Origin of the sequence: Enterobacter cloacae complex sp. P38RS (assembly GCF_014930775.1) — a bacterium.
In the GTDB taxonomy this organism is placed as follows: domain Bacteria; phylum Pseudomonadota; class Gammaproteobacteria; order Enterobacterales; family Enterobacteriaceae; genus Enterobacter; species Enterobacter bugandensis.
The window spans coordinates 111,119-136,945 of record NZ_JADBRS010000005.1; the positions used below are offsets into that span (position 1 = coordinate 111,119).

The window sequence follows — 25,827 nt, forward strand, 5'->3', positions numbered from 1 at the left end:
TGAACACCTTTTAGTGTGCCGCTTCGATGAGCGACAGAGCATAGTCCAGTACTTTATCGCCACGCTGCATGCCGTAGTCCATCATGTCGATGGGCTGCACCGGAATGCCTTTCGTAGCCGCCTTGTCTGAGAGTGTCTGTAACATGTATTTCACTTGCGGTCCGAGAAGTACCACCTGGTATTGCGGAAACTGCGTATCAAATTCGGAAACACCGTACGCATCAATCTTCACCGGCAAACCACGTTCTTTCGCGACATCGACCATTTTGCTAACCAGCAGGCTGGTGGACATCCCGGCAGAACAACACAGCATAATCTTGAACATCGACAACCATCCTCTAAATGTAAATAGTTATTGCGAGAATGATTGGACATGATACGGAAACCGGTTTCCATTTATAAAAAGCAGAACTGTGATAACCATCAAGATCCAATGCTTATGAGGCTAATTAACCGGATGTGGGTCACATAATTTGGCTGTTTTGACATCATTTTGAGTGGAAACGGAAAATCGGTTTCCATGAAAAACGGAAACGGATATACTCCGTTCTGGCTATAATGTGAGCCGTAGCGGTTATGGAATTTGCAGGCGCGAGGTTAGCCTGCCAGGGGAAAGAGATGTCGACAATCAATGATGTATCACGTCTGGCCGGGGTGTCTAAAGCCACGGTATCGCGAGTGTTGAGTGGGTCACGTGGCGTTAAGGAAGCCAGCCGTCAGGCCGTGCTGAAGGCGGTGGATGAGCTGAACTACCGGCCTAACGTGATTGCCCAGTCGCTGCTGAGCCAGTCGACGGGCTGCATTGGGGTGATTTGCGCGCAGGAAAACATTAACCAGACCACCGGTTATCTTTACGCGCTGGAAAAACAGCTCAGCCAGCATCAAAAACACCTGCTGCTGCGCTTCGCCCATAGCAAAGCGGAAGTGATGAATGCTCTTGAAGAACTCTCCTGTGGCCTGTGTGACGACATTCTGGTGATTGGCGCCCGTTTCCCGCTGGACGTGGATATGGAAAACGTCATTCTGGTGGACTGCATGGAGGCTGATTACTCCAACAGCATTCAGTTCGATCACGCCTTTGCCGCCGAAACCGCCTGTAACTATCTGACCAGCCAGGGGCGTCGCCAGATTGCGCTGATCCACCCGCACGGCAGCGGGTTTGCCGACCAGGTGCTGCTTGGCTATAAGCACGCGCTGGAGAAAAATTTCCTGCCCTTTAATCGCAACCTCGTCTTTATGGACGCAACCTCCTCGTCCGTTGCGCTTCAGGAATTACTCAACAATGCGTCCACGCTGAACTTCAACGCGCTGCTGGTGGCGGATGAGCAGGAAGCCCAGCGGGTGATCCCGCAGCTGCAGGCGTTTAATAAATCCGTACCGGACGACATTATGGTCTTTAGCCTAGCCGGATCGCTGCACCTGCCGGGGATTCCGGTGATCCCGGCGATTGAATATTCAATGGATGCCATGGCGGCGCGTATCGTAAGCTGGCTGACGGAGAAAACGCAGATGCTCGGGTCCTATGTTCTGCGCGGGGATCTCATCATTCCGGACGTGCGGAAGCGTTAAAACATTTTCCAGGCCGGGTAAGCGCAGCGCCACCCGGCGAGAACTCAATAATCTTCCAGACAATCCACCTGACCAACCGCAGCCCAGTAGGCGTCCAGGTTGTCGCGCTTCACGGCGGTGATGGCGTTTTTGATCAGAAGCTGATTGGCCTCGGACGACAAAATCATCTCCTGCCAGGCCTTATCGCTCTGCTTTTTCTGAGGCGTACAGGTTTTCTTAATATCTTTCAGGACCTGTTGCTTAATCTGCGCCTCTTTCGCCGGATCCTCTTTTTCCTGAGCATGGACAAACGCGGCGAACAGCAGACAAACCAGCAGGCAGACCAGGTGCGCAGCTTTCATCAACAACCCCCTTTAGACGTCACAGGCTTCCCATGAAATATATCGTTACATTCAGTGTAGCGATTCCAGTCGAAAGTATGATTTTCTCTTTTCTGCGCATGAGAATCGCCCACCGATAAGGTTACTGGATCCCCCCGCCCAGCGACTGCCACAGCGTGATGCGGTTCTCCAGGTCGGTTTGCTGCAGCGCAATCAGCGATTCCTGCGCCGACCACAGCGACCGCTGCGCGGTCAGTACCGTCAGATAATCCCCCGCGCCCGCCTTATAGCTGCGCGTTGCCACATCCAACGTTTTTTGCTCGGCCGCCACGTATTCTCGCTGGGCATCAAGCTGCTCGCTGAGCGTTTCACGGCGCGCCAGCGCGTCGGCTACGTCTTTAAACGCGCTTTGGATGGCTTTTTCGTAGGTCGCAATTAACCCTTTTTTCTCGGCTTCTGCATAACGCAGCTGCGCCAGATTGTTGCCACCGCTGAACAGCGGCAGGGTGATGGACGGCGCGAATGACCAGACCTTCATCCCGTGGCTGAACAGGGAGGAGAGCGAGTCGCTGCCGACGCCCGCGCTGGCGGTCAGTGAAATGGTCGGGAAGAAGTTGGCGCGCGCCGCGCCGATATTGGCGTTGGCGCTCAGCAGGTTATGTTCCGCTTCCTGAATGTCCGGGCGGCGCAGCAGCGCGCTGGAGCTGACGCCCGCCGGGATCAGCGTGATGGCGTTATCGCTCAGGCTCTCCAGCGTGCCCGGCAGCAGGTTCTCCGGCACTGTATCGCCCGCCAGCAGATTGAGGGCATTTTTATCCTGCATTACCTGCGTCCGGTAGCTTGCTACGCTGGCGCGCGCCTGCTGGTAAACCGCCATCGCTTCACTGACGTCCGTAGCCGCCGCGACGCCCACTTCCTGCTGGCGCTTCACAATTTTCAGCGAGTTTGCCGCGCTCTCCATTGTGGATTTCGCCAGCGCCAGGTTGCTGTTATCCGCCGCCAGCGTCACCCAGGCCGTGGTCAGCTCGCTAACCATCGTCAGGCGCGTGTTCTGCGCGGTGAACTCGCTGGCAAGCCAGGTTTCACGCGCGGCGCGGGAGAGGCTCTGGTTGCGACCAAACAGATCCAGCTCAAAGGTGGAGACCGCGCTGTTGGCTTCGTCGCTTGTCGCAACACCGCTTGCCAGCGTGCGGCTGCGGGTGTGGCTCAGCTCGGCGTCCACCGTCGGAAACAGGGACGAGCGCGTTTCACCGTACTGTGCGCGGGCGGCGTCGATATCCGCGATCGCTTTTTGCACGTCGCGGTTGCTGTTCAGCGCCATCGTCACCACGCTTTTCAGCCTCGCGTCGTTCATCACCTGCTGCCACTGGCTCACCACGGCGGTGGCTTCGCCGTGCGCGCCGGGCAAGGTCGCCGGGACGGGAGCGTCCGGGCGTTGATAGGTAGGGTCTAACGACACACACCCTGCGCTCAGCAGGGCTAACGCTAAAACAGTGACACGAAACATTATGACCTCCGGTTCGCGTGTTTACCGGAGAACAGACGTTTCACCAGTACAAAGAATAAAGGGACGAAGAAGATCGCCAGCAGCGTCGCGGCCAGCGTTCCGCCGATAATGCCGGTACCAATTGCCACGCGGCTGTTGGCACCTGCGCCGGTTGCAACGGCCAGCGGCGTCACCCCTGCGATAAACGCCAGCGACGTCATGATGATGGGACGCAGACGCGTCTGGGCGGCACGCAGGGCGGCGCGCGTCAGGGAGTAACCTTCTGCGACTTTGGCTTCGGCAAACTCGACAATCAGGATGGCGTTCTTCGACGACAGGCCGATAGTGGTGAGTAGCGCCACCTGGAAGTAGACGTCATTACTCAGGCCGCGCAGGGAGGCGGCAAGCGCCGCACCCAGCACCCCAAGCGGGATCACCAGGATGACCGAAATCGGCACCGACCAGCTCTCATACAGCGCCGCCAGGCACAGGAACACCACGAGAATGGAAAGGGCATACAGGCTCATCGCCTGACCGCTTGCCAGTTTTTCCTGCAAAGACAAACCGCTCCACGCCCAGGTGCTGCCGGACGGCAGGCTGTTTGCCAGCTGCTCCATTTTGCTCATCGCCGTGCCGGAGCTCGCGCCGCTGGCGTTTTCGCCCTGTATCTCATACGCCGCCGAGCCGTTGTAGCGCACCAGGCTTTCCGGGCCATACTCCCAGCGCGTGGTGGCGAAGGCGGAGAACGGGGTCATGGTGCTGTCGCTGCCGCGCACATACCATTTGTTGAGATCGGACGGCACGGCGCGATAGTCGCTGTCACCCTGGATGTAGACCTTTTTCACACGGCCGCGATCGATAAAGTCGTTCACGTAGGTCCCGCCCCAGGCGCTGGAGAGGGTGTTGGTGACGTCGCTCAGGGACAGCCCCAGCGACACGGCCTTGTTGTTGTCGATATCCACCTGAAGCTGCGGCATCTGCGGCAGATCGTTGGCGCGCACGGCGTGCAGCGAGCTGTCCTGGTTGGCTTGGCCAATCAGCTGGTTACGCAGTTTCAGCAGCGCATCGCGGTCGGTGCCGCCGCTGGCCATCAGCTCAAAGGTAAAACCGTTGCTCTGGCCCAGGCCGTCCACCGCAGGCGGCGTCATCGCAAAGATGGTCGCATCGCGGATGGTGCTCAGTTCCTGCGTGGCACGCAGGGCGATGGCCTGAGCTGTGTTTGCATCGCCTTTACGCTCTGACCAGTTCTTCAGGGAGACAAACGCCATCCCGGCATTCTGGCCGCTGCCGCTGAAGCTGAAGCCTTCAATGGTGAAGATCACGTTGGTGTTGGCTTTCTCTTTGGTGAGGAACCACTCGCGCACCTGGCGGCTGACTTCGGCGGTACGTACCGTCGTCGCGCCAGCTGGCAGGGTGTACTGCACCATGATTTCGCCCTGGTCTTCCGTCGGCAGGAAGCTGCCCGGCAGCTTAAGCATGGCGAAGCCCATCGCGCCGCAGAGCAGGGCGTAGATGACCAGCATGCCGCCGGAACGGCGCAGAGCGCGCAGCACCTTGTTCTGATAACCGCGCTCGGTCCTGCTGTAGAAGCGGTTAAACGCGCCGAAGAAGCCCTTTTTGTGCGGCGTCGTGTGGCTCAGAATCGAGCCGCAGAGCGCGGGCGTCAGGGTCAGCGCCACCACCACGGAGAGGAACATCGCCGAAATAATGGTGACCGAGAACTGACGGTAAATCACCCCGGTCGAGCCGCCGAAGAAGGCCATCGGCAGGAATACCGCAGAGAGCACCAGCGCAATGGCGACCAGCGCGCCGGAGATTTCGCCCATCGATTTCTCGGTGGCTTCCCGGGCGGGCAGCCCCTCGTCGCGCATAATACGCTCGACGTTTTCCACCACCACGATGGCGTCATCCACCAAAAGCCCTATCGCCAGCACCATGGCAAACAGCGTCAGGGTATTGATGGAGTAGCCGAACAGCGCCAGCACGCCGAAGGTACCCAGCAGAACGACAGGTACCGCCAACGCGGGGATCAGCGTCGCGCGGATGTTTTGCAGGAACAGGTACATCACCACCACCACGAGGACAATGGCTTCGAACAGGGTCTGAATCACGTCCTCAACGGAGATCTTGATGAACTCGGTGCTGTCCTTCGGGTAGGCCACGTCGTAGCCTTCCGGCATCGACTTTTTGAACTCGGCAATCTTGTCTTTCACCGCCGTCGCAGTGTTGAGCGCGTTCGCACCCGGTGAGAGCATGACTGCCATACCCGCCGCCGGGTGGCCGTTGAGCTTCGCGGTGGCGGTATAATCTTCGCTGCCCATCTCCACGCGGGCGACATCGCTGATGCGCACCACCGCGCCGTTGGACTGGCTCTTCACAATGATGTTTTTAAACTGATCCACCGTCTGCAGGCGCGACTGGGCGCGGACGGTGGCGGTCAGCTGCTGGGCGTTCGACGAGGGTAGCGCGCCGATTTTACCGGCGGAGACCTGCACGTTCTGCGCTTCAATCGCGCTCTGCACGTCGGACGGCATCAGCGAGTAGGACGCCAGCTTCGCCGGATCGAGCCAGATGCGCATCGCGTATTCCGCCCCGAACACCTGCAGGCTCCCGACGCCTTCCACGCGCGCCAGCGGATCCTGCATATTACTCACCAGCCAGTCGGCAATATCCGAGCTGCTGGCGGTGTCGGTTTTATCGTACACGCCCATGATCAGCAGGAAGTTGCTCTGGGATTTTTCGACGGTGATCCCGGACTGCTGCACCTCGGTGGGCAGGCGCGATTCCGCCTGCTGGACTTTGTTCTGCACCTGCACCTGAGCGGTGTCCGGGTCAGTGCCCTGCTCGAAGGTGACGGTAATGCTCACCGATCCGTCCGAGCTGCTGGTGGAGGTGAAGTAGAGCAGGTTATCCAGCCCGGTCAGCTGCTGCTCGATCACCTGCGTCACGCTGTTTTCCAGCGTCTGCGCGGAGGCACCGGTATAGGTGGCGGAGATTTTGATCGACGGCGGCGCAACGTCCGGGTACTGCGCGACCGGCAGCGTGCGGATGGCCAGCATCCCGGCGAGCATGATAAGAATAGCGATAACCCAGGCAAAGACCGGGCGACGCACGAAGAAACGGGAAAACATCAGGCGTTTCCTCCGTTGGCTTTCATCTCTTCGGCCTTCACTTCCTGCCCGGCGGTGACTTTGTCAGTACCTTCCACAATCAGCCTGTCGCCCGCCTTCAGCCCGCTCAGCACTAGCCATTTGTCGCCGTAGGTGTCACCCGTTTCCAGCTGACGCTGCTCGACCTTGTTGCTGGCATTGACCACCAGAGCGGTGGCGGTGCCTTTGGCGTCACGGGTGATGCCCTGCTGCGGCGCGAGGATCGCGTCGCTCATGACGCCTTCATCCACCCTGGCGCGGACAAACATGCCCGGCAGGAGCTGATGCTGCGGGTTCGGGAAGACGGCGCGCAGCGTGACCGAGCCGGTTGATTCATCCACCGCCACTTCGGTTAACGCCAGGCGGCCTTTCTCGCTGTAGGTGCTGCCGTCTTCGAGGATTAACGACACGCTTAGCGTATCGCTATTGGTGGCAAGGGTTTGCTTGCGTAAACGCAGCAGATCGGCGCTGGAACGAGTTAAGTCGACGTACATGCTGTCCAGCCCGCGAATGGTGGCGAGCGCGGTATCCTGCTGGGCGGTGACCAGCGCGCCGGGGGTGACGGAGGAGATGCCGATGCGTCCGGCAATCGGCGCGGTGACGGTGGTCCAGTTGAGGTTAATGCGCGCGCTCTCCTGCGCGGCCTTCTTTGATTCAACGCTGGCCTTGTCCTGCGCGCAGGTGGACTTCGCGTCTTCTGCGTCCTGACGCGACACGCCGTCGTCTTTCACCAGTTGCGTATAGCGCTGGGCTTTCTGGCAGTCGGCCTGCACCAGCGCCTGGGCCTGTTTCAGCGCCGCGGCGGCTTCATCAAACGCCGCGCGGTAGCTGGAAGGGTCAATTTGATACAGCGCCTGTCCGGCCTTCACGGTATCGCCTTCGGTGAACAACCTCTTCTGAATAATGCCGCCCACCTGCGGGCGCACTTCGGCGCTCATGGCGGCGGTGGTGCGGCCCGTGAGCTCGCTGATGACGGAGACCGGCTGGCTCATGAGGGTGACAATCCCCACATCCGGAAGAGGATGCTGGGGAGCAGATGTTTGCGCATTATCGCACCCGGTCAGGAGGAGTAATGCCGCGATGGAGGTTGTTATGGTTTTCATAATCTTTTTCCAGGGTGAACGATGCCTGCCCTGTTAAAGGATCAACAGGGAGGGGGGCTATTTAAAGGCACAGCGATACCGCATCTCCGGCATGGCCGGAAATGTTAAGTTGGGAAATTACTTATTCCCGCTAATTATTCACATGCGATTACTTCGCAGAGAAAAGCATATTTAAAATATTCTGATAGATAGGCTCTAATTGTTCTGACGGTACTTTTAAAGGCGTGAGTCGACGGTAAATCGTGCCTTCGATCATCACCGCGGTAATTTCCACGCAGCAGCGAATATGTTCATCGCTCAGATGGGGAAATTGTTTTTTCAGGTGCGCACAGGCGTTGGTAAACATCCGGGCATCGGCTGCGATCAGCATGGCCGCCACCTGCGGGTTACGGGTCGCCTCGGCAGACATTTCGAGCATCAACGCATCATCGTCTTCGTTGAGCGTCTGACGCCAGGCGAGAGCCTGCGGCATCCCTTCCACCACCGTTTTGTCCTGCATCCCTTCGATGCGTGAGTCGATAATGCGGCGGATCATCTCTTCAATAATCGCGTCTTTGTTACTGAAATAACGGTAAATTTGCCCGACGCTAAGCTTCGCCTCACTGGCAATTTGCGACATGCTGGCGGCGTGAAATCCGCTGGCGCGAAAGCAGCGACGCGCGGCGGTGATGATTTCGTCCTGACGTTGTTTTTGTCGTTCTTCCAGCTTTGTGCTCATCGCCGTCTACCGTGTAAAAATGAGAATGATCGTTCTCAGTATACGTTTTGGGTGCGTATTGGAAAGGCTTTTTTTATTTAGTTATTGAGTGAATGTTTCTGTATTAAAAAAAAGGAGGAAATTAGGAGTTTTTATGAAGGTTAAGCTGTGAGATATTCAAATTGCGCGGAAAATAAGGAGAGAAATATGCACCTGAGCATTACTTATAATGTAACACCCGCAGAAAAAGAAGAGCTATTTGTGGGGTTAAGAGCCTATAACGGACAGTTTATCGATCTGACAAACTTTAGCGGCGACATTGGCGTTTATGTACGAGACGATAAAGGCGTCATGCTCGGCGGGCTCATTGGAGTGCGTAAAGGCGACTGGCTGAATATCGACTTTCTCTGGGTCAGCGACACCGTGCGGGGTACCGGCGTGGGCAGCCAGCTTATCAAAACGGCGGAAGAGGAAGCCAGACGCAAAGGCTGCAAGCATGCGCTGGTGGATACCGTCAGCTTCCAGGCGCGTCCGTTCTATGAAAAACAGGGGTACCAGCTGCAGATGTCTTTGCAGGATTATCCGTACCCGGGCATGCAGCGACATTACCTGGCGAAAGCCCTTTAAGCTTTGAATCCGTAGGCCGGGTAAGCGCAGCGTCACCCGGCCATACCCGCATATAACTTATCCTTCTTATTGATTCTTTTTCGTTTTTTATTTCACCGCCTCGTTGTCGATATAGTCACTACAACATTCAGCAAAAGGAACTTTCTCGTGAAACGTCGATTGGGTGCTCTGGTTCTCGCTGGCCTGCTGCTGGCAGGGTGCGATCAAAGTGGCAGCGATGCCAAACACATAAAAGTGGGCGTCATCAACGGCGCTGAACAGGACGTGGCGGAAGTCGCCAAAAAGGTGGCAAAAGAAAAATATGGCCTGGACGTGGAGCTGGTCGGCTTCAGCGGCTCGCTATTGCCCAACGATGCCACTAACCAGGGAGAGCTGGATGCCAACGTCTTCCAGCATCGCCCGTTCCTTGCAGAAGATAACAAGGCGCATGGCTACAAGCTGGTGGCCGTGGCGAACACCTTTGTTTTCCCGATGGCCGGCTATTCCCGCAAAATCAAATCCGTCTCTGACCTGAAGGACGGGGCGACTATCGCCATTCCAAACGACCCGACCAACCTTGGCCGCGCGCTGCTGCTGCTGCAAAAAGAGAAGCTCATCACCCTGAAGCCGGACACCGGGCTGCTGCCGACGGCGCTGGATATTACCGCCAACCCTAAGCAGCTGAAAATCATGGAACTGGAAGGGGCACAGCTGCCGCGCGTGCTGGACGACCCGAAAGTGGATGTCGCCATCATCAGCACTACCTATATTCAGCAAACCGGGCTATCGCCGGTGCATGACAGCGTCTTTATTGAAGATAAAAACTCGCCGTACGTGAACATCGTGGTGACGCGCGAAGACAATAAGGACGCGGAGAACGTGAAGGCGTTTATCCAGTCCTATCAGTCACCGGAAGTGGCGAAAGCGGCAGAGACGATCTTCAACGGCGGGGCGGTGCCGGGCTGGTAAAGGTGCCGGCAGAAAACGCGGTGATGAAAATGGCCCGATTCCATCGGTAATCGCCCTTTAGCCCACAGCACCAATTATGACGGCTGGCTATCCTCCTTATCACACCAACCGGAGGATAGCTCATGAACATTACCCAAATTCGCAATGCCACCCTGCTGATTACCTACGCCGGAAAACGCCTTTTAATCGACCCGATGCTGGCCCCGAAAGGTGCTTATCCGGGCTTTCCCGGTACGGCGCATGCCGAACGCCGTAACCCGACGGTCGAACTTCCCGTCGACGTCAATACGCTGCTGGACGCTGACGCGGTGATCGTCACCCATACCCATGACGATCACTGGGATCGCACCGCGGCAGAGCTGATCGCCAAAGACAAACCGATCTACGTTCAAAACGATCGTGACGCCGCGCTGCTGCGCAGCCAGGGATTTACCAACCTGACGATCATGACCGACGAGACCACCTTCGGGGAGGTTCGGATTGCGAAAACGTACGGCGGCCAGCACGGGACCGACCGCGCTTACGCCGTGCCAGAACTGGCGGAGCGGCTGGGCGAGGCCTGTGGCGTGGTGCTGCGTCATCCTGATGAGAAGACGCTCTATCTTGCCGGGGATACCATCTGGCGCGAAGAGGTGGCAGCCGATCTGCAAAAACACCAGCCAGATGTGGTGGTACTGAACGCCGGTTATGCCCACGTCATCGGCTTTGGGCCCATTATTATGGGACAGGAAGATGTGCTTAACGTCCATTTCCTGCTGCCGCAGGCTAAAATCGTCGCGAGCCACATGGAGGCGATTAACCACTGCCTGTTGACCCGCAGCGCGCTGCGTGAGTACGTCGAAGCCAACCAGGTGAGCGATGTGGTGAGCATTCCCCAGGATGGCGAAACCGTTATATTCTGAGTGCGTTAACGGGAAAGGAGAGACAGATGTCGCTAATCAACGTCGCGATTGTCGCGGTAGACGGGTTCAGCCCGTTCCACTACTCCGTTCCCTGCATTCTGTTTGGTGATTCGGTCTCCGGCGAAAAGCGCTTTAACGTGACGATCTGCGCCGAAACGCCGGGGTTTCTTACCTCAAAAGACGGGTTCGCCCTCAACGCCACGCAGGATTACACCGCCATCGGGCAGGCCGACATTGTTGTCGTTCCCTACTGGCAGCACGTCCTTGAACGGCCGCCTCAGGCGCTGCTCGACAGCCTGGTGTTGGCGAGAGACAACGGCGCGGAAATTGTCGGCCTGTGTCTGGGGTCGTTTGTGCTGGCCTGGGCGGGGATCCTCGACGGTAAACGGGCCGCCACCCACTGGGAGTTTGAACATCACTTCCAGTCGCTCTTTCCGAACGTCCAGCTGGATATCAATGCCCTCTACGTGGATGACGGCAATATCATCACCTCTGCCGGTACCGCGGCTGCGCTGGACTGCTGCCTGTACATCATTCGCCAGCGTTTTGGCAGCGTCGTCGCCAACCAGATTGCCCGTCGGATGATTGTACCGCCCCATCGCGAGGGCGGGCAGGCGCAGTTCATCGCCCAGCCGGTTCCGAAAGATACCCGTGACGCACGTATTAACTGCCTGATCGACTACCTGCAGCAGCACATCACCGAACCGCATAGTCTGGACTCGCTGGCGGAGGTGGTTTCGATGAGCCGCCGCACGCTGACTCGTCATTTTGTTAAAGCCACGGGGATGAGCGTCGCCGACTGGCTTACCGCCGAACGCCTGCGGCGCAGCCAGATTTTGCTTGAAGCCGGAAATATGCCCGTTGAGAGCGTGGCGGAGCTGGTGGGATTTAATTCCGCCGTCACCTGGCGACAGCAGTTTAAGGCGCGCTTTGGGGTGAGCCCAGCGGAGTGGCGAAAGACGTTTCGTGTTCATCCGTCTTTATAATTCTGTCGCGATGGAATAAAAAGGCGTGGGGGACATTTTCGGGGTGACGGCTACGAACGCCCCTAACGAGCGCGCTTTAAACACCGTGATCTATTATTTTCTACTTTAGCGCCAGTGTCTTTTTAGCGTGGTCCTGTTTTTTTGCTGAAAATGCTGATGTATCAGACGGGTTACAAGACGCATCTCTTCCGGTTAAGATATTGCACGTTACTTTCCAGAAGAAAAGGTAGTGGCATGAACAATATTGAAACGCAGTTACTTGAATCAGGTTTCACCGTAAAAGAGTTAGCGTATCTGAACCGAAACATCAGTCGTTATGGTTCATCCTTGCTCGAGGTCGTGCTTGAGTTAGGTAAGCGATTTATCATGGTTCTGTGTATTACTGCGACTGTGGCTCTGATTTTCCTGGCGCTTATTTTTTTCGCTGAACATTACAATCTTGTTTCCGGGGGCATCTCTCTTTTCATCGTGTTGGCGATTGTCTGGTTTTTTCAACCCCCGGTCATTACCTACAAAGCCTGGCGCTACAGAAAGAAATACATTAGTTCTGGCCAGACGCATTAGAAATTAAATCAAACGAGACTTTTGCAGAAACACCCCAGCCGACAATTTTCATAGTGAGCGCTGCGCGATTCATACCGTCTACCTTGCGGTAGAAATCCAGCGGGAGATAGCGAAACAGACGCCATGATTCGGGTTTTCGGATGGCGCCAAATACCGTATAGACGCTTGCTGCCAGGCTTACGCTGTTGAAGACTCCCAGTGCTGATTCACGTTTAAATCCCATAAACTGAGCGATATCCATGACGCCATCTGCCAGCATACCTTCAGAATTTGGTTGATGTTGAAGCGTTCTGTTAATTTCTTTTGAAATAGCATTTGCACCATCCATAACCAGAATCGCTCCTGCAAGCGCACCCACTGGATTCATTGTCATCATTGCACCAACGCCTGCAACAATCTGTAACCCGGAAAGTACAACCTTTATCGACGAGATAAAGTAACCGATGACTTTGTTATTTTCTTTAACCAGTTCAATCTGAGCAAAAAGCTGAGCTGTACGTGAGCGAAGCATTCTGCTTTGATCAAGAAGACTTTCGTTCTCAGCCCGGATGTTTTTCAGGCATTCCATGCACTCATCATGACTTCTGGCCGCCCGGGTAGCGCTAAACTGTTGCATTACAAATTGCCGAATATCATCCATAAATTTAATTCGTGCGAGTCCGTCGCTGAGATGTTGCCCTCCGACAATATTCGCAGTATTGATAAGCTTTCGGGCTTCAAGGTTAATCATTGTTTCAGCCCATGCACGGGTGTTCTGACCAGGGAAAAGTGCAATATCCATTTTAATTTTCTCATCTGATAACCAATGTTTACAGATTATCCAGCCAGCAGAAACTGACAACAATAAATTGGATAATGTATCGCGAGCCCTGAATTCGCTGAAGCATATACCTGCGGAAATCATCATCGTCGTTGATGGCGACCATGAGAGGGATGACTGGAGAAAAGTAATTAAGGAAACAAACACTTACCCCAGCCTCTCCACCCTCGTCTCCCCCTCCGCCATCGACAGCTGATACAGGGAAAACGATCTGTGCTTCTCAATCAACGTCGCCAGCTCCGGTGAGTGGCTGGTGAGCCAGATCTGCGAGTAGTGGCTGGCCTCGGCGATTAAGCTCGCCAGGGCGGGCAGCATCTGCGGGTGCAGGCTGTTTTCCGGTTCGTTCAATGCGATAAACGCCGGCGGGCGCGGGCTTAACAGCGCCACCGCCAGGCACAGAAAGCGCAGGGTGCCGTCGGAGAACTCCGCCGGTTCCAGCGGCCTGCTCAGCCCCTCGCGCTGCATCATCATGCGAAAATGTCCGCCGCTGTTGTCGCTGTAAAACACGCAGCCGGGGAAGGCCTGGTCAAGGATGCGCATCAGCAGCAGCTCGTCGCCAATCTCCACGATGGTCTGAAACGCCGCAGCCAGGTTGGCACCGTCGCTGGCCAGCACCGGGGAGCGGAAACCGACCTGCGGGGCGCGCATCGCCGAGCCGATTGATACAGAAAACTCATGATAAAAGCGCCAGTTACGCAGGGACTCGCGCATCTGCGACACTTCCGGGTAAAGGTGCGGTTCGCCAAGCTGCCCGAATACCGATTCGTTCTCGTACAGCGTGCCGCTGTGGGTCACTTTTTCATGATGCACGTTGTTCAGAAACACGGCCTGATTCCTGCGCTTCATCAGCTGTGACGATGGTCGACGGTGCTGGCCGCTCAGCCAGATGGACTCCTCCTTGATCACCGGGTCGAGCTGAAACTGTGAGGGATACGGCAGCTTCTCCACAAAACCGACCTGCAGTTCGTATTCGTAGGTCTCTGTTTCCACGGCCAGATTCATCCGCCGCAGTTGGTCGCTGCGGGTTTTGCCTGCCCAGAACACCTTCAGAATGCCGCCCTCGTTCGCCAGCGCCTGGGAAAACTGCCCTTGCGCGGCGCTGTGCATCAGGTGTATCGCCTTGTAAATATTGGATTTCCCGGTACCGTTCGGCCCGAAGACGATGTTGAGCTGCTCCAGCTCCAGCGACATCTCGCGGATGGAGCGGTAGTTTTGAATGTGCAGGGTGTTGATCACAGGCAGGCCCCTTTTGCAGGATAAGCCTGTATATAATCACAGTCTTTAGATGAAATGCAAAAAAGAGACGACAGTGAGGATGTCGTCTAAACGGGGTACTGCTTTGGGCCTCTATGGGTCAATGGGGCCTTCGCATTTTTTTCATCACTTGACTGCCAGACGCAGACCCAAATCATCAGGATAGGGATCAAAGTAGTTTTGCGTCATCAGATACCGGTCGGGGTATTCGGCCAGGTAGTGCTTCAGCAGCGTGATCGGCGCGAGGATAGGCAACTGTCCGTTGCGATAATGCAGGATCACATCGCGCAGCTCGCCGCGCTGGCGGGTGTTGAGCTGGTTACGAAAATAGCCCTGAATATGCATCAGCACGTTGGTGTGATTCTTCCGCGAGGCGGGTTTTTTCAGGATGGTCATCAGCTTTTCCCGGTACGCCACGAAGAAAGCGTCCAGGTCTTCCCACTCGTGCAGCGAGGCAACGAACGGGCCAATCTCACGGTAGCCCGCCTGGTGGTGCGCCAGCAGCTGAAGCTTATAGCGGCTGTGGAAGTCCAGCAGCGCGCGGCGCGTGAGGCCATTTTTACGTAGCGTGTTGAGTTCGTGCAGCGCAAAAACGCGCTCGACGAAGTTTTCCCGCAGCACCGGGTCGTGCAGGCGTCCGTCTTCTTCAACGGGCAGCCACGGCAAGGTTTCAAGGAGGGCGGCGGTGAACAGCCCGACCCCCTCCTTGCGGCCCCGGTTGCCGTTTTCATCATACAGCCGCACGCGTTCCATGCCGCAGCTTGGGGATTTTGCACAGACAACAAAGCCTGCGAGATCGCCGATTTTCGGCAAATAATCTGCCGCAAATTCAGCCATTTTCTGCGTAACGTCTTCGTTAGGCGCGTGGCTGAAGCGCATCTGCGTTTCTCCATCTGTCGTGACGATCAGACGCAGCGCCGGGCGAGGCGTCGGCAGGCCGATGGCCATCTCCGGGCAGACGGGCCTGAAATTCACCCACTGGGCCAGCTCATCCATGATGAAGCCCATGCGCTTATGTCCGCCGTCAAAGCGAACGGCGGATCCGGTCAAACATCCGCTAATACCGAGCACAGGTTTCGTTGTCATGGTGTAGTCCTCCCGTTCATATAACTAAAACTTACACAACATGACTAATTTGTCCAAGTATTCGCGGAACTATTTTTTATAATCCTTTAAAATCAATGCCTCTTAACTGCCCTTGTAGGTCGAGTAGCCGTACTGGCTAAGCAGAAGTGGAATGTGCAGCTTCTCGTTGGTGCGGGTCACGGTAAACAGCACCGGGATCTCCGGGAAGAAGGTATCCAGCTTTTTGCCGTGGAAATACTCTGCGGTTTTAAAGGTTACTTTGTACACGCCAGGCTGCATGTCCTGATCCTGCGGATAGAGCGATTTAATACGGCCATCCTGGTCGGTTTTACCGCTGGCAACCTGAGTCCATTTGTCCTGCTGCTGCTTCTCCAGCGTAACGGTAACGTCTGATGGCGGCATTCCGGTTTGCTGGTCAAGAATGTGGACGCTTAGCGTGCCGGCAGGGGCGCTAAAGGCGGCAGGGGCAAAGGCCATCGAGGCCAGGATCAGCAGAGGGGCAGTTTTTTTCATGGTGTTTTCCTGTTGAGTTATTCGTCACAGGAAAACGTTAGCATCTGCGGCGCGGGAAAATATTCAACTTTTCGTGAAGATTCCCGCAGGAGAAAATTATCAGAGGATAATCACTTCAAGCGATACCTGCTGCTGCCACTGCTCCACCTGCTTTTTCCGCCCGGCGGTGAGCTTGCCGCTGGTGACCAGCAGCCATTTCCGCTCCGGGAAAATCTCCGGTGCCAGCGCGTCAGGGGGAGCCGGCAGGATGTCGATGCGGTGGCCCTGCCCGGTGCGCGTTAGGGCTTCGAGCCAGATCTCGCATGGGTCGTTCAGGTGCCAGCCGCTGAGCAGAATATTGTCGCCCGGCGCTTTTTTATCGCCTTCGAGGCAAAACGAGGTGTAGGCGATGATGATGCCGTCGAGGATCGCGCGCAGGGTCATGGCGGCGGCGACGTTAGCCGAGACCTGGCTGCGCAGCGGACGCAGAACGTTCGCGACCAGTTCCGGCCTTGGGTACTCGCGCCCGGCGTCGTAAATCATCTGGCGCAGGGACTCGACTTTGCCGTCCTGCAGGCGTTGCAGCATGCTCTGCTGCAGCGTTTGCCAGTTGTTGGTCCGCCCCGGCGTCGGGCGTTCCAGCAGCGGTTTGACCTGGCCGATCGGGACGCCTTTTTTTACCCAGTCGAGGATTTTGAGCGCCTGCTGGACGTCCTCATCGCTGTACTGGCGGTGGCCGCCTTCCGTGCGCTGTGGCTTGAGTAAACCGTAGCGACGCTGCCACGCCCGCAGGGTGGTGGCGGTGATGCCGCTGAGTCTGGCGAATTCGCCGATGGAGTAAGCCATGTCCGTGTCCAGGGTGGAGGAATACTCTCAATATACTACGAATTTTCCCGAACGGGATGAAGCGCCGAAACGGTGCACTACACTTAACTTCCAACCGTGCAAATGAAAGGAATTCTCATGAAGCTATGGCCTGTTGTGACCGGTGTTGCGATTGCCCTGACGCTGGTCGCCTGTAAATCCCCCACGCCGCCGAAAGGCGTGCAGCCTATTACCCACTTTGACGCCAGCCGCTATCTCGGCAAATGGTACGAAGTCGCCCGTCTGGAAAACCGCTTTGAACGCGGTCTGGAACAGGTGACGGCGACCTACGGCGAGCGCAGCGACGGCGGCATCAGCGTGCTTAACCGGGGTTTTGATCCGGTGAAGAACAAGTGGAACGAGAGCGAGGGCAAAGCCTACTTTACCGGCGAGCCGACCACCGCCGCGCTGAAGGTATCGTTCTTCGGCCCGTTCTACGGCGGGTATAACGTGATCAGGCTGGACGATAAGTACCAGTACGCGCTGGTGAGCGGCCCGAACCGCGACTATCTGTGGATCCTGTCACGCACGCCGACCATCCCGGATGCGGTGAAGCAGGATTACCTGAACACCGCGCGCAGTCTGGGCTTCCGGGTTGATCAGCTGGTATGGGTGAAGCAGTAAAAATCGTGCTTTCTTCCTTGGGCATTACTGGCTCGCCTGGATAGACTTCCGTTAAAAGCCCAACGGAGAAAGACGGCATGAACGGGCGAGCGGAGCTGCCATCCCGGTGGGGAGCGTTACAGCAGCTACAGGATATTCACCTTGCGGCAGGCGTGCCGATGGAAAACGTCACCGTGGTGGTACCGAGGGATGGGGTGATGGGGAGCAGATCGCAAAGAGTGGATTGAAATAGTTCGGTTTTCTAATCATGATCCCCCCATGAAAATAGAAACCGCACTCCCCATACACTTTGAACGTCTGGTTGCGATCTGGGAATCTTCCGTTCGCGCCACCCATCACTTTTTACAGGAAAGCGATATTGCGGCGCTGCGCCCGTTATTGCTTAACGCCTATCTGCCTAACCTCAAGGTCGTGATAGCTCGCGATGACGCAGGCGTTATTCACGGCTTTTTGGGCGTGGATGAAAACCGCATTGAAATGCTTTTTGTGGATGACGCGAGCCGAGGGAAGGGCGTCGGGAAATTGCTGCTAAAACACGCCATCGCCGAGTTTGGCGTAAACGAAGTGGACGTGAATGAGCAGAACCCGCAGGGCGTCGCATTTTATCGCCATATGGGGTTTGAGCAGGTCGGACGCTCGGAACTGGACGGGCAGGGAAATCCGTTTCCGTTGTTGCATATGCGGTTGGGTGGACAGGCTTAACTCCCCGTTCCTGTGGAAGAGGGAGTCTGCGAACTAGTTGCTGGTAATTTGCCCGATGATTACACCACGCACTTTTTCGTCATCGAAGGAATAAGAGACTGTATTACTCTGGATGAATCCATCCTGCACTGGCGTCTCATGATAAAAGAGCATCGCTTTCTTTGTGGCGAGCTCCTTATTACCGAACAGTTTAACTAAATTCCCGTGAGTAGCATTCAACAATGGAACATTAGCGACTGAGACTCTGACTGGTTCCGTTGTTTTTGCACACTCTTTATGAATCCCATCCCTGGCTATGGCTAGTGCCGTTAGCAATCCTGCACCCATTTCGTTATCCGAGATGAACCAGTAATTCGTGCCATCGTCGTCATGGAGGCAGATCCAGCGCGCGGAACGGTCTTTCTCAACGGGTGAACCGGTGATGTCTGACAGGTGAGTAACCTTCATTTGTACGGTTTTCTTACCGATGGTAATAGTGGGATAGAGGGGCACTTCTGTGGGTTCTTCTGGTGTTGTTACATCATCCTGATAATACCTGGCTGCGAAGCCGGACATTTGGGCTGATGCTGCATTTTGAACAAGGAAAAGGAGTGCAGCCAAAATTAGCAGTACTTTCATTTTAGATACCCTAATACGTAGCACGGTTATTCCATTCGTCAGTGTAGAGAACGTTCCCGTCGCAATGCTTCCATGTAATCTTCTCGTACCTGAGTTGAATCTCTTCTAGATGCGTGCTCGTCAAGCCGGTGGGATGCAGCAGGGGTGATATTGAGGTGATCTTTACGTTCTCCATTATCATATTGAAATACTCACTCTCAATACCATGGTCAAGAATTCGATACATTTTCAAAACTGCTTTTTGGAATGTTCTTCCTTCACACATAGCACGGTACAAAACAGGCGTTGCAGCATCAAATTCCTTATGCAAGGTTAAGGGGGAATGAACTCTCGTGCCTGTCAAGCGACCAGTATTCGCGCTCTCAGGGATCCATACCTGATGGTTAACTGAACGGATTTCAAACGATCCTAATCTCGCTGGCAGTAATGATGGACCAACGATGGGCGAACCATTTTCATCAAACAACCACAGATGTGCGGGAATTGACATAATTTACTCCTGTTAAATAGTAATTATCTCTTTTTACGTAAAAGGATATAGAGGCCTACAATAACTACAATTGACCATATTGCATTCATTGCGATTTTTTCCGGTAACCAGGTTACGGCAAATAATGCAAATATTATGACGAATAGAAGTGGTATTGCGCCTCTCAGGAAGAATATGAATTGGCCTTTTAACCAGTCTTTAATAGCTTTAATCATCCCTTTATCATCCTTGAAATCGCATATGCAATGTCGCTGTCTGAAGCATAAACTTGGTTAAGCATGGGGGAGCTCGTTATTATGGGCTCAATCAAGAAAAACATCATTTCAAGTTCTTCCTGATAAAGTAGATTATAATAATAAGCATTATAGCTTTTTAGATGGTTTGCGCTTCTGGATGCCTGCTCAACGATGCCATAAACTTTTAAACCAAGAACAGCATAAGTAGAAAACGATGTAATCTTTTCTTTCATCCAAATGTTGGTATGAACACTACTACAGATTGCAATAGTTGCTGAATATATAAAAGCCTGGCTGGAGAGCATCGATGATGAAATTGATACACCTAAACGCATAAGATTTATTTGTATGTTATGTATTCTTTTTTCACTCTTGTTAATTAATAGGCTTTTAATATAAATATAAAGCATCTTATAGATAATGTCTCTGTGTTTTATTAACTGGACGATACCTGTCAAAAATCTTGAGTCTTCTTTGCGTAATCGTAAACATACATCCTGATAGTTTTCAGTAAAGCACGATAGCTGATAGCTTAATCGCGTTGCCCCATCATCTAACAGTTGCGCTTGCTTTAATACTTCATCTTTTACGCCTGTTAAGGCGTGATCTAACTTTTGTGCCAATATTTTATTCGCATCCATTGATGTTATTAATGAGTCGCTATAATACATATTGCATCTTTTAACAGTAAACATAGGTACAAGTTTCTATTAATATTGTATTTCTGCTGTGATGCATATCGCAATAGTTTATACGTAATGAAAAATTCAGATATTTTAATCTTCGCATTATATTTGTCGTGAATAATTGTTGGCTATTAATTTAGATATTATATGAGCGTGAGAATGAGGGCGTTAGATCCGTTGCATATTAGTTTAATAGCCGTATGGCCGCTAAAGGCGAAACTGGGAGCCATGAGCTGAGCGTAACTACGAGTGTAGCTTTGAGATTGTAGTGATCACTCAGTGGAAATCTGATGTCACCTTTCCGGGCCAACTATCCGGAATTTCCGGATAGTTGAATGCTGATCAATGTCGCCATCAGAAATTCTATTTATGAGATGTTAGTTGATGGTTCGAACAGGGAGCTTAAATCGCTGCAAGCGCGTCCTCTATCTCAATGAGCGTTTATCCTGCAACCGCTTCCTGCTCGTTATACGCCACCAGAATGATACATCCTTTCATGACCTTTACAGTGACATGCTGTCCGGTATCAAACCCCGCCGCGCGCAGCTACTTGCCAGAAAGGATGATTTTCAGCGTCGATTTGTCGAAAACATTTGGGCTGTATCCCATAATCAACGAACGCTCGGTTCCGGATTGGTCGGTGTCTGGATAGAATGTGAATCAGTTATAATCAACTCATTGATAGTTGGTATGGTAGACGCCCTTTAGTGCTCCAACACTGCTGGGCGTTGTCAGGAATTTATAATCCATGTGGTAGGTACCACATGCGGAAAAACTAACCGAAGTGGTACCTACCATGCAAGAGAAAAACAAACCAAATTTTGACCGCACAAAGAGCACGATGAAAAACATCCGGTTCGAGGATGACCTTTTGGGGCAGATTGAGAAGGCTGCGGGGAAAGGGAATTTTAGTAAGTGGGTTAAAGAAGCTTGTAGGCTTAGGCTTATGAATAAGTAGCTATCATGGTTTTTAATTTGGTGATGATAATAAGGGAATAAATGATAAGTTATAGAACTATAATAAAAAACTTATCATTTATGATTATCCTGAAGTTTGCGATTAAAAAATGATTAAAAAACTTTTAACCAAATCTACTCTTAAATTTTTGCGAACTAACTCGACGCTGCATTTTACCATTGCAGTTGGGGCATAGATGTTGTTTCTTTCCTTGGATTTTCCATGTGTAATATTTTTTCTTGAAATAAGTTTGGCAGATATCACACCGTCTGGGCTTGAATATGGTACAAATAATAGCCATTAGAATCACCGCACCAATAATCCATTCCATTACAGCTTCCCTTAAATATTTTTTGAATAAGTAAAAGGATAACACTCAATATTCAAATGAATAATTGATCAAGCTCACATAAGGTGGTTGCAATAAGCGGTTCTATTTACGAGTGACGTTTTTTATTATCGAGGTGAATGACATTTTTGGCGGAAGATCACAGGAGTCGAACCTGCCCGGGAACGCTGGCGCCCCCAACTGGATTTGAAGTCCAGCCACCTCACCGGAGATGACGATCTTCCGCGCCTCGATTGCTACATGGAGGCGGGGCGCATTATAGCTACTTTCAGGCATTTACCACATACCCCACACCACTTTTTTCACCTCTCTTTTGACCTGTACCCCCCTGTTTCAGCTAATTCCTAAGAAAATCCTCAGGTTAGCCTTTTGTGCTCTCCAACATTTATCGCGATCACAAAAAACAAGAAACGTAATCTGCTAACCAGAAAACGCAATACCCGCCGTTGAAACAATGGTTTAAAACCAATGCAACCGGTCTCAGCGCCCCCTACAGCGTGAAGGATAAAAAAGATGAGCGAAGTATTGTCAGTAAAAGAGAAGATTGGCTACGGTATGGGTGACGCCGCCAGCCACATCATTTTTGATAACGTCATGTTGTACATGATGTTTTTCTACACCGATATTTTCGGCATTCCCGCCGGGTTTGTCGGCACCATGTTCCTGCTGGCCCGCGCGCTGGATGCAATCTCTGACCCGTGCATGGGGCTGATTGCCGACCGCACCCGCAGCCGCTGGGGCAAGTTCCGCCCGTGGATTTTGTTCGGCGCCATCCCGTTCGGCATCGTCTGCGTGCTGGCCTACACCACACCGGACCTCAGCCTCAACGGCAAAATGATTTACGCCGCTATCACCTACACGCTGCTGACCCTGCTCTATACCGTGGTCAACATCCCGTACTGCGCGCTGGGCGGGGTAATCACCAGCGACCCGACGCAGCGTATCTCCCTTCAGTCCTGGCGCTTCGTGCTGGCGACGGCGGGTGGCATGCTCTCCACGGTGCTGATGATGCCGCTGGTGAAGCTGATTGGCGGCGAAGATAAGGCGTTCGGCTTCCAGGGCGGGATCGCCGTGCTGTCGGTGGTCGCGTTCCTGATGCTGGCATTCTGCTTCTTCACCACCAAAGAGCGCATCCAGGTGCCGCCGAGCACCACCTCCATGCGGGAAGACCTGCGCGATATCTGGCAAAACGACCAGTGGCGCATCGTCGGCGTGCTGACCATCCTCAATATCCTCGCCGTCTGCGTGCGCGGCGGGGCGATGATGTACTACTGCACCTGGATAATGGGCTCGCCGGAAGTGTTCGTCGCGTTCCTCACCACCTACTGCGTCGGCAATCTGATCGGCTCCGCGCTGGCGAAACCGCTCACCGACTGGAAGTGCAAGGTCAGCATCTTCTGGTGGACCAACGCCGCGCTGGCGGTGGTCAGCGTGGCGATGTTCTTCGTCCCGATGCACGCCACCGTGCTGATGTTCGTCTTTATCTTCGTTATCGGCGTGCTGCACCAGCTGGTGACGCCAATCCAGTGGGTAATGATGTCCGATACCGTCGACTACGGCGAATGGACCAACGGCAAACGCCTGACCGGCATCAGCTTTGCGGGCACGCTGTTCGTGCTGAAGCTCGGCCTGGCGCTGGGCGGGGCGATGATCGGCTGGATGCTGGCAGGCGGCGGCTACGACGCGGCGGCCAAAACCCAGAACAGCGCGACCATCAGCATCATTATCGGCCTGTTTACGCTGGCGCCGGCGATCTGCTACGTGCTGAGCGCCATTATCGCCAAACGCTACTACACGCTGAAAACCCCCTTCCTGACCAAAATCCTGCGCGAGCTGGCGCAGGGCGCGCGCCGCAATCAGCAGGATTTTGAAAACCTGCCGGTCAGCAAAGAATTGCAGAACTAAGAGGATGAAAGCATGAAAATCAGTGATGGAAACTGGCTTATTCAACCGGGCCTGAACGTGACCTATCCGGTTCAGGTGTTCGACGTGGAGCAGCAGGGCAATGACCTGGTGGTGTATGTTGCGCCGCGCGACGTGCGTGAGCGCACCTGGCAGCTCGACACGTTGATGTTCACGGTGCGCCTGTTTGCTCCACAGGAAGGGATTGTCGGGGTGCGCATCGAGCACTTCCAGGGCGCGCTGAACAACGGCCCGCACTATCCCCTGAACGTTCTGAAAGACGTGAAGGTCGAGATTGAAAACAACGCCGAATTTGCCGAGCTGAAAAGCGGCAGTGTCAGCGTGCGCGTCAACAAAGGCGAGTTCTGGGCGCTGGATTTCCTGCGCAACGGCCAGCGCATTACCGGCAGCCAGCTGAAAAACAACGGCTACGTGCAGGACAGTAACACCGACCGTAATTACGTGTTCGAGCGTCTGGATCTGGGCGTGGGGGAAACAGTCTACGGCCTGGGCGAGCGCTTTACCGCGCTGGTGCGCAACGGCCAGACGGTCGAAACCTGGAACCGCGACGGCGGCACCAGCACCGAGCAGTCCTACAAAAATATCCCGTTCTACCTGACCAACCGCGGCTACGGCGTGCTGGTGAATCACCCGGAAAACGTCTCGTTTGAAGTCGGCTCCGAGAAGGTCTCTAAAGTGCAGTTCAGCGTCGAAGGGGAATATCTCGAGTATTTCGTGATCGACGGCCCGACACCAAAAGAGGTGCTGAACCGCTATACGCAGTTCACCGGGCGCCCGGCGCTGCCGCCGGCGTGGTCGTTCGGCCTGTGGCTGACCACGTCGTTCACCACCAACTACGACGAAGCCACGGTGAACAGCTTTATCGACGGCATGGCCGAGCGCGACCTGCCTCTGCACGTGTTCCACTTCGACTGCTTCTGGATGAAGGCTTTCCAGTGGTGCGACTTCGAGTGGGACCCGGTGACCTTCCCGGACCCGGAAGGGATGATCCGCCGCCTGAAGGAGAAAGGGCTGAAGGTCTGCGTGTGGATCAACCCGTATATCGGCCAGAAATCCCCGATTTTCCGCGAGCTGAAAGAGAAGGGCTATCTGCTCAAGCGTCCGGACGGCTCCCTGTGGCAGTGGGACAAATGGCAGCCGGGGCTGGCGATTTACGACTTCACCAATCCGGACGCATGCCGGTGGTATGCCGACAAGCTGAAAGGCCTGGTGGATATCGGCGTTGACTGCTTCAAGACCGACTTCGGCGAGCGTATCCCGACGGACGTGCAGTGGTTCGACGGTTCCGATCCGCAGAAGATGCACAACCACTACGCCTACATTTATAACGAACTGGTGTGGAACGTGCTGAAAGAGACCGTCGGCGAAGAGGAGGCGGTGCTGTTTGCCCGCTCGGCGTCCGTCGGGGCGCAACAGTTCCCGGTACACTGGGGCGGCGACTGCTACGCCAACTACGAGTCGATGGCGGAAAGCCTGCGCGGTGGGCTGTCGATTGGCCTGTCCGGCTTCGGGTTCTGGAGCCACGATATTGGCGGGTTCGAAAACACCGCTCCGGCGCACGTCTATAAACGCTGGTGCGCGTTCGGGCTGTTCTCCAGCCACAGCCGTCTGCACGGCAGCAAATCCTACCGCGTGCCGTGGGCGTACGATGACGAGTCCTGCGACGTGGTGCGCCACTTCACGCAGCTGAAGTGTCAGCTGATGCCGTACCTGTACCGTCAGGCGGCGCTGGCCCGCGAGTTCGGCACGCCGATGCTGCGCGCGATGATGCTGGAGTTCCCGGACGATCCGGCGTGCGATTACCTCGACCGTCAATACATGCTGGGGGATGCCCTGATGGTCGCTCCGGTGTTCTCCGAGGCGGGGGACGTGCAGTTCTACCTGCCGGAAGGCCGCTGGACGCACCTGTGGCACAACGACGAAATCCATGGCAGCCGCTGGCATAAGCAGCAGCACGATTTTATGAGCCTGCCGGTCTACGTGCGCGACAACACCCTGCTGGCGCTGGGTAACAATAACCAGAAGCCGGACTACGCGTGGAACGCGGGGACGGCCTTCCAGCTGTTTAACCTGGAGGATGGCGCAGCGGCGGTGAGCGAAGTGCCTGCGGCGGACGGTTCCGTGGCGTTTACGTTGAAGGCGTCACGTCGGGGCGACATTGTGACCTTTACCGGCGCGGGTGACGCGCAAAACTGGTCGGTGTGCTTGCGCAACGTGCAGAAGGTGAGTGGCGTGAAAGGCGGCTCGCACGCGGGCAGCGAGTGGGGTGTGGTGGTGAAAGCGGAGGGGGATGAGGTGGTGGTTCAGCTCTGAGGTGGAAAATGCCCGGTGGCGCTTCGCTTACCGGGCCTAAGGTAATTATGCGCTCTGATGT

25 protein-coding genes, 1 tRNA gene and 2 pseudogenes are annotated in these 25,827 nt (G+C 54.8%); 12 read left to right on the forward strand and 16 right to left on the reverse strand.

Annotation, left to right across the window (positions count from 1 at the left end; genetic code table 11):
* Positions 1 to 10: 10 nt before the first annotated feature.
* Positions 11 to 325 (reverse strand): PTS sugar transporter subunit IIB, encoded by a 315-nt coding sequence (locus tag IM303_RS09280; RefSeq protein WP_014830072.1) that lies wholly within the window; start codon positions 323 to 325, stop codon positions 11 to 13.
* Positions 326 to 618: 293 nt separating this feature from the next.
* Here IM303_RS09280 and IM303_RS09285 point away from each other — a divergent pair, with 293 nt between their 5' ends.
* The gene (locus IM303_RS09285; protein WP_049000269.1) at positions 619 to 1,569 is read left to right on the forward strand and encodes a LacI family DNA-binding transcriptional regulator; all 951 of its coding nucleotides are present in this window, start codon (positions 619 to 621) and stop codon (positions 1,567 to 1,569) included.
* A 44-nt stretch (positions 1,570 to 1,613) separates the two neighbouring features.
* Here IM303_RS09285 and IM303_RS09290 read toward each other — a convergent pair whose 3' ends face one another.
* From IM303_RS09290 to IM303_RS09310, 5 genes are all read right to left on the reverse strand, one after another.
* Positions 1,614 to 1,910, reverse strand: coding sequence for a YicS family protein (locus IM303_RS09290; protein WP_032661999.1), 297 nt, complete (start codon positions 1,908 to 1,910; stop codon positions 1,614 to 1,616).
* 121 nt (positions 1,911 to 2,031) lie between these two features.
* A complete protein-coding gene (locus IM303_RS09295; protein ID WP_193359843.1) occupies positions 2,032 to 3,396 on the reverse strand; it encodes an efflux transporter outer membrane subunit in 1,365 nt (454 codons plus the stop codon).
* Positions 3,396 to 6,506 (reverse strand): efflux RND transporter permease subunit, encoded by a 3,111-nt coding sequence (locus tag IM303_RS09300; protein WP_049000275.1) that lies wholly within the window; start codon positions 6,504 to 6,506, stop codon positions 3,396 to 3,398. The genes IM303_RS09295 and IM303_RS09300 overlap by 1 nt, the downstream gene beginning before the upstream one ends.
* Complete coding sequence (locus tag IM303_RS09305) at positions 6,506 to 7,627, reverse strand: efflux RND transporter periplasmic adaptor subunit (protein WP_049000277.1); 1,122 nt, start codon at positions 7,625 to 7,627, stop codon at positions 6,506 to 6,508. Before IM303_RS09305 ends, IM303_RS09300 begins: the two co-directional genes overlap by 1 nt.
* Before the next feature lie 148 nt (positions 7,628 to 7,775).
* Positions 7,776 to 8,345, reverse strand: a complete 570-nt coding sequence (locus tag IM303_RS09310; protein ID WP_048959756.1) for a TetR/AcrR family transcriptional regulator — start codon at positions 8,343 to 8,345, stop codon at positions 7,776 to 7,778.
* Positions 8,346 to 8,531: 186 nt separating this feature from the next.
* Here IM303_RS09310 and IM303_RS09315 point away from each other — a divergent pair, with 186 nt between their 5' ends.
* The 5 genes from IM303_RS09315 (at position 8,532) to IM303_RS09335 (ending at position 12,351) form a co-directional block, all read left to right on the forward strand.
* On the forward strand, positions 8,532 to 8,951 hold the full coding sequence (locus IM303_RS09315) for a GNAT family N-acetyltransferase (RefSeq protein ID WP_041911691.1): 420 nt from the start codon (positions 8,532 to 8,534) through the stop codon (positions 8,949 to 8,951).
* A 147-nt stretch (positions 8,952 to 9,098) separates the two neighbouring features.
* The gene (gene nlpA / locus IM303_RS09320) at positions 9,099 to 9,899 is read left to right on the forward strand and encodes a lipoprotein NlpA (protein WP_028014989.1); all 801 of its coding nucleotides are present in this window, start codon (positions 9,099 to 9,101) and stop codon (positions 9,897 to 9,899) included.
* 122 nt (positions 9,900 to 10,021) lie between these two features.
* A complete protein-coding gene (locus tag IM303_RS09325; protein ID WP_041911690.1) occupies positions 10,022 to 10,801 on the forward strand; it encodes an MBL fold metallo-hydrolase in 780 nt (259 codons plus the stop codon).
* A gap of 26 nt (positions 10,802 to 10,827) precedes the next feature.
* Positions 10,828 to 11,787 (forward strand): GlxA family transcriptional regulator, encoded by a 960-nt coding sequence (locus IM303_RS09330; protein WP_049000282.1) that lies wholly within the window; start codon positions 10,828 to 10,830, stop codon positions 11,785 to 11,787.
* Positions 11,788 to 12,021: 234 nt separating this feature from the next.
* On the forward strand, positions 12,022 to 12,351 hold the full coding sequence (locus IM303_RS09335) for a hypothetical protein (protein WP_049000283.1): 330 nt from the start codon (positions 12,022 to 12,024) through the stop codon (positions 12,349 to 12,351).
* Here the strand turns inward: IM303_RS09335 and IM303_RS09340 are convergent.
* The 5 genes from IM303_RS09340 to IM303_RS09360 all read right to left on the reverse strand — a co-directional run bounded on the left by IM303_RS09340 (position 12,329) and on the right by IM303_RS09360 (position 16,849).
* Positions 12,329 to 13,132: a DUF4225 domain-containing protein gene (locus IM303_RS09340; protein WP_041911687.1), complete on the reverse strand. Its 804-nt coding sequence runs from the start codon at positions 13,130 to 13,132 to the stop codon at positions 12,329 to 12,331. The genes IM303_RS09335 and IM303_RS09340 overlap by 23 nt on opposite strands.
* Positions 13,133 to 13,318: 186 nt before the next feature.
* Positions 13,319 to 14,407, reverse strand: a complete 1,089-nt coding sequence (locus IM303_RS09345; protein WP_193359844.1) for an AAA family ATPase — start codon at positions 14,405 to 14,407, stop codon at positions 13,319 to 13,321.
* Positions 14,408 to 14,551: 144 nt separating this feature from the next.
* Positions 14,552 to 15,511 (reverse strand): DUF523 and DUF1722 domain-containing protein, encoded by a 960-nt coding sequence (locus IM303_RS09350; RefSeq protein ID WP_193359845.1) that lies wholly within the window; start codon positions 15,509 to 15,511, stop codon positions 14,552 to 14,554.
* A gap of 102 nt (positions 15,512 to 15,613) precedes the next feature.
* Positions 15,614 to 16,024 carry a hydroxyisourate hydrolase gene (gene uraH / locus IM303_RS09355; protein WP_028014995.1) on the reverse strand — a complete coding sequence of 137 codons (411 nt, stop codon included), beginning with the start codon at positions 16,022 to 16,024 and terminating at the stop codon, positions 15,614 to 15,616.
* Between the two features lie 99 nt (positions 16,025 to 16,123).
* Entirely contained in the window at positions 16,124 to 16,849 is a 726-nt protein-coding gene (locus tag IM303_RS09360; protein ID WP_192971835.1) for a MerR family transcriptional regulator, read from the reverse strand.
* A 117-nt stretch (positions 16,850 to 16,966) separates the two neighbouring features.
* Here IM303_RS09360 and IM303_RS09365 point away from each other — a divergent pair, with 117 nt between their 5' ends.
* From IM303_RS09365 to IM303_RS09375, 3 genes and pseudogenes are all read left to right on the forward strand, one after another.
* The gene (locus IM303_RS09365; RefSeq protein WP_028014997.1) at positions 16,967 to 17,491 is read left to right on the forward strand and encodes a lipocalin family protein; all 525 of its coding nucleotides are present in this window, start codon (positions 16,967 to 16,969) and stop codon (positions 17,489 to 17,491) included.
* A gap of 113 nt (positions 17,492 to 17,604) precedes the next feature.
* Positions 17,605 to 17,718, forward strand: a pseudogene (locus tag IM303_RS09370) (class I SAM-dependent methyltransferase); the annotation flags it as partial.
* Between the two features lie 31 nt (positions 17,719 to 17,749).
* Complete coding sequence (locus IM303_RS09375; RefSeq protein ID WP_028014998.1) at positions 17,750 to 18,193, forward strand: acetyltransferase; 444 nt, start codon at positions 17,750 to 17,752, stop codon at positions 18,191 to 18,193.
* A gap of 33 nt (positions 18,194 to 18,226) precedes the next feature.
* Here the strand turns inward: IM303_RS09375 and IM303_RS09380 are convergent, their stop codons facing one another.
* The 4 genes and pseudogenes from IM303_RS09380 to IM303_RS09395 form a co-directional block, all read right to left on the reverse strand.
* Positions 18,227 to 18,811 (reverse strand): hypothetical protein, encoded by a 585-nt coding sequence (locus IM303_RS09380; protein WP_227014141.1) that lies wholly within the window; start codon positions 18,809 to 18,811, stop codon positions 18,227 to 18,229.
* Positions 18,812 to 18,821: 10 nt separating this feature from the next.
* Positions 18,822 to 19,301 carry a type VI secretion system tube protein Hcp gene (locus IM303_RS09385; RefSeq protein WP_041911682.1) on the reverse strand — a complete coding sequence of 160 codons (480 nt, stop codon included), beginning with the start codon at positions 19,299 to 19,301 and terminating at the stop codon, positions 18,822 to 18,824.
* Between the two features lie 211 nt (positions 19,302 to 19,512).
* A complete protein-coding gene (locus IM303_RS09390) occupies positions 19,513 to 20,208 on the reverse strand; it encodes a hypothetical protein (RefSeq protein ID WP_193359846.1) in 696 nt (231 codons plus the stop codon).
* A gap of 417 nt (positions 20,209 to 20,625) precedes the next feature.
* Positions 20,626 to 20,891: pseudogene (locus tag IM303_RS09395) on the reverse strand (SymE family type I addiction module toxin).
* 128 nt (positions 20,892 to 21,019) lie between these two features.
* On the opposite strand from IM303_RS09395, the gene IM303_RS09400 reads away from it, so the two are divergent.
* Positions 21,020 to 21,181, forward strand: a complete 162-nt coding sequence (locus IM303_RS09400) for a YlcI/YnfO family protein (RefSeq protein ID WP_192971831.1) — start codon at positions 21,020 to 21,022, stop codon at positions 21,179 to 21,181.
* A 478-nt stretch (positions 21,182 to 21,659) separates the two neighbouring features.
* On the opposite strand, the gene IM303_RS09405 is transcribed toward IM303_RS09400, so the two are convergent.
* Positions 21,660 to 21,754 (reverse strand) — tRNA-Sec (locus IM303_RS09405).
* A 289-nt stretch (positions 21,755 to 22,043) separates the two neighbouring features.
* On the opposite strand from IM303_RS09405, the gene IM303_RS09410 reads away from it, so the two are divergent.
* Together IM303_RS09410 and yicI are read left to right on the forward strand one after the other, a co-directional pair.
* Positions 22,044 to 23,435: a glycoside-pentoside-hexuronide family transporter gene (locus tag IM303_RS09410; protein WP_193359847.1), complete on the forward strand. Its 1,392-nt coding sequence runs from the start codon at positions 22,044 to 22,046 to the stop codon at positions 23,433 to 23,435.
* Positions 23,436 to 23,447: 12 nt separating this feature from the next.
* Positions 23,448 to 25,766: an alpha-xylosidase gene (gene yicI / locus IM303_RS09415; RefSeq protein ID WP_193359848.1), complete on the forward strand. Its 2,319-nt coding sequence runs from the start codon at positions 23,448 to 23,450 to the stop codon at positions 25,764 to 25,766.
* Positions 25,767 to 25,827 lie beyond the last annotated feature (61 nt).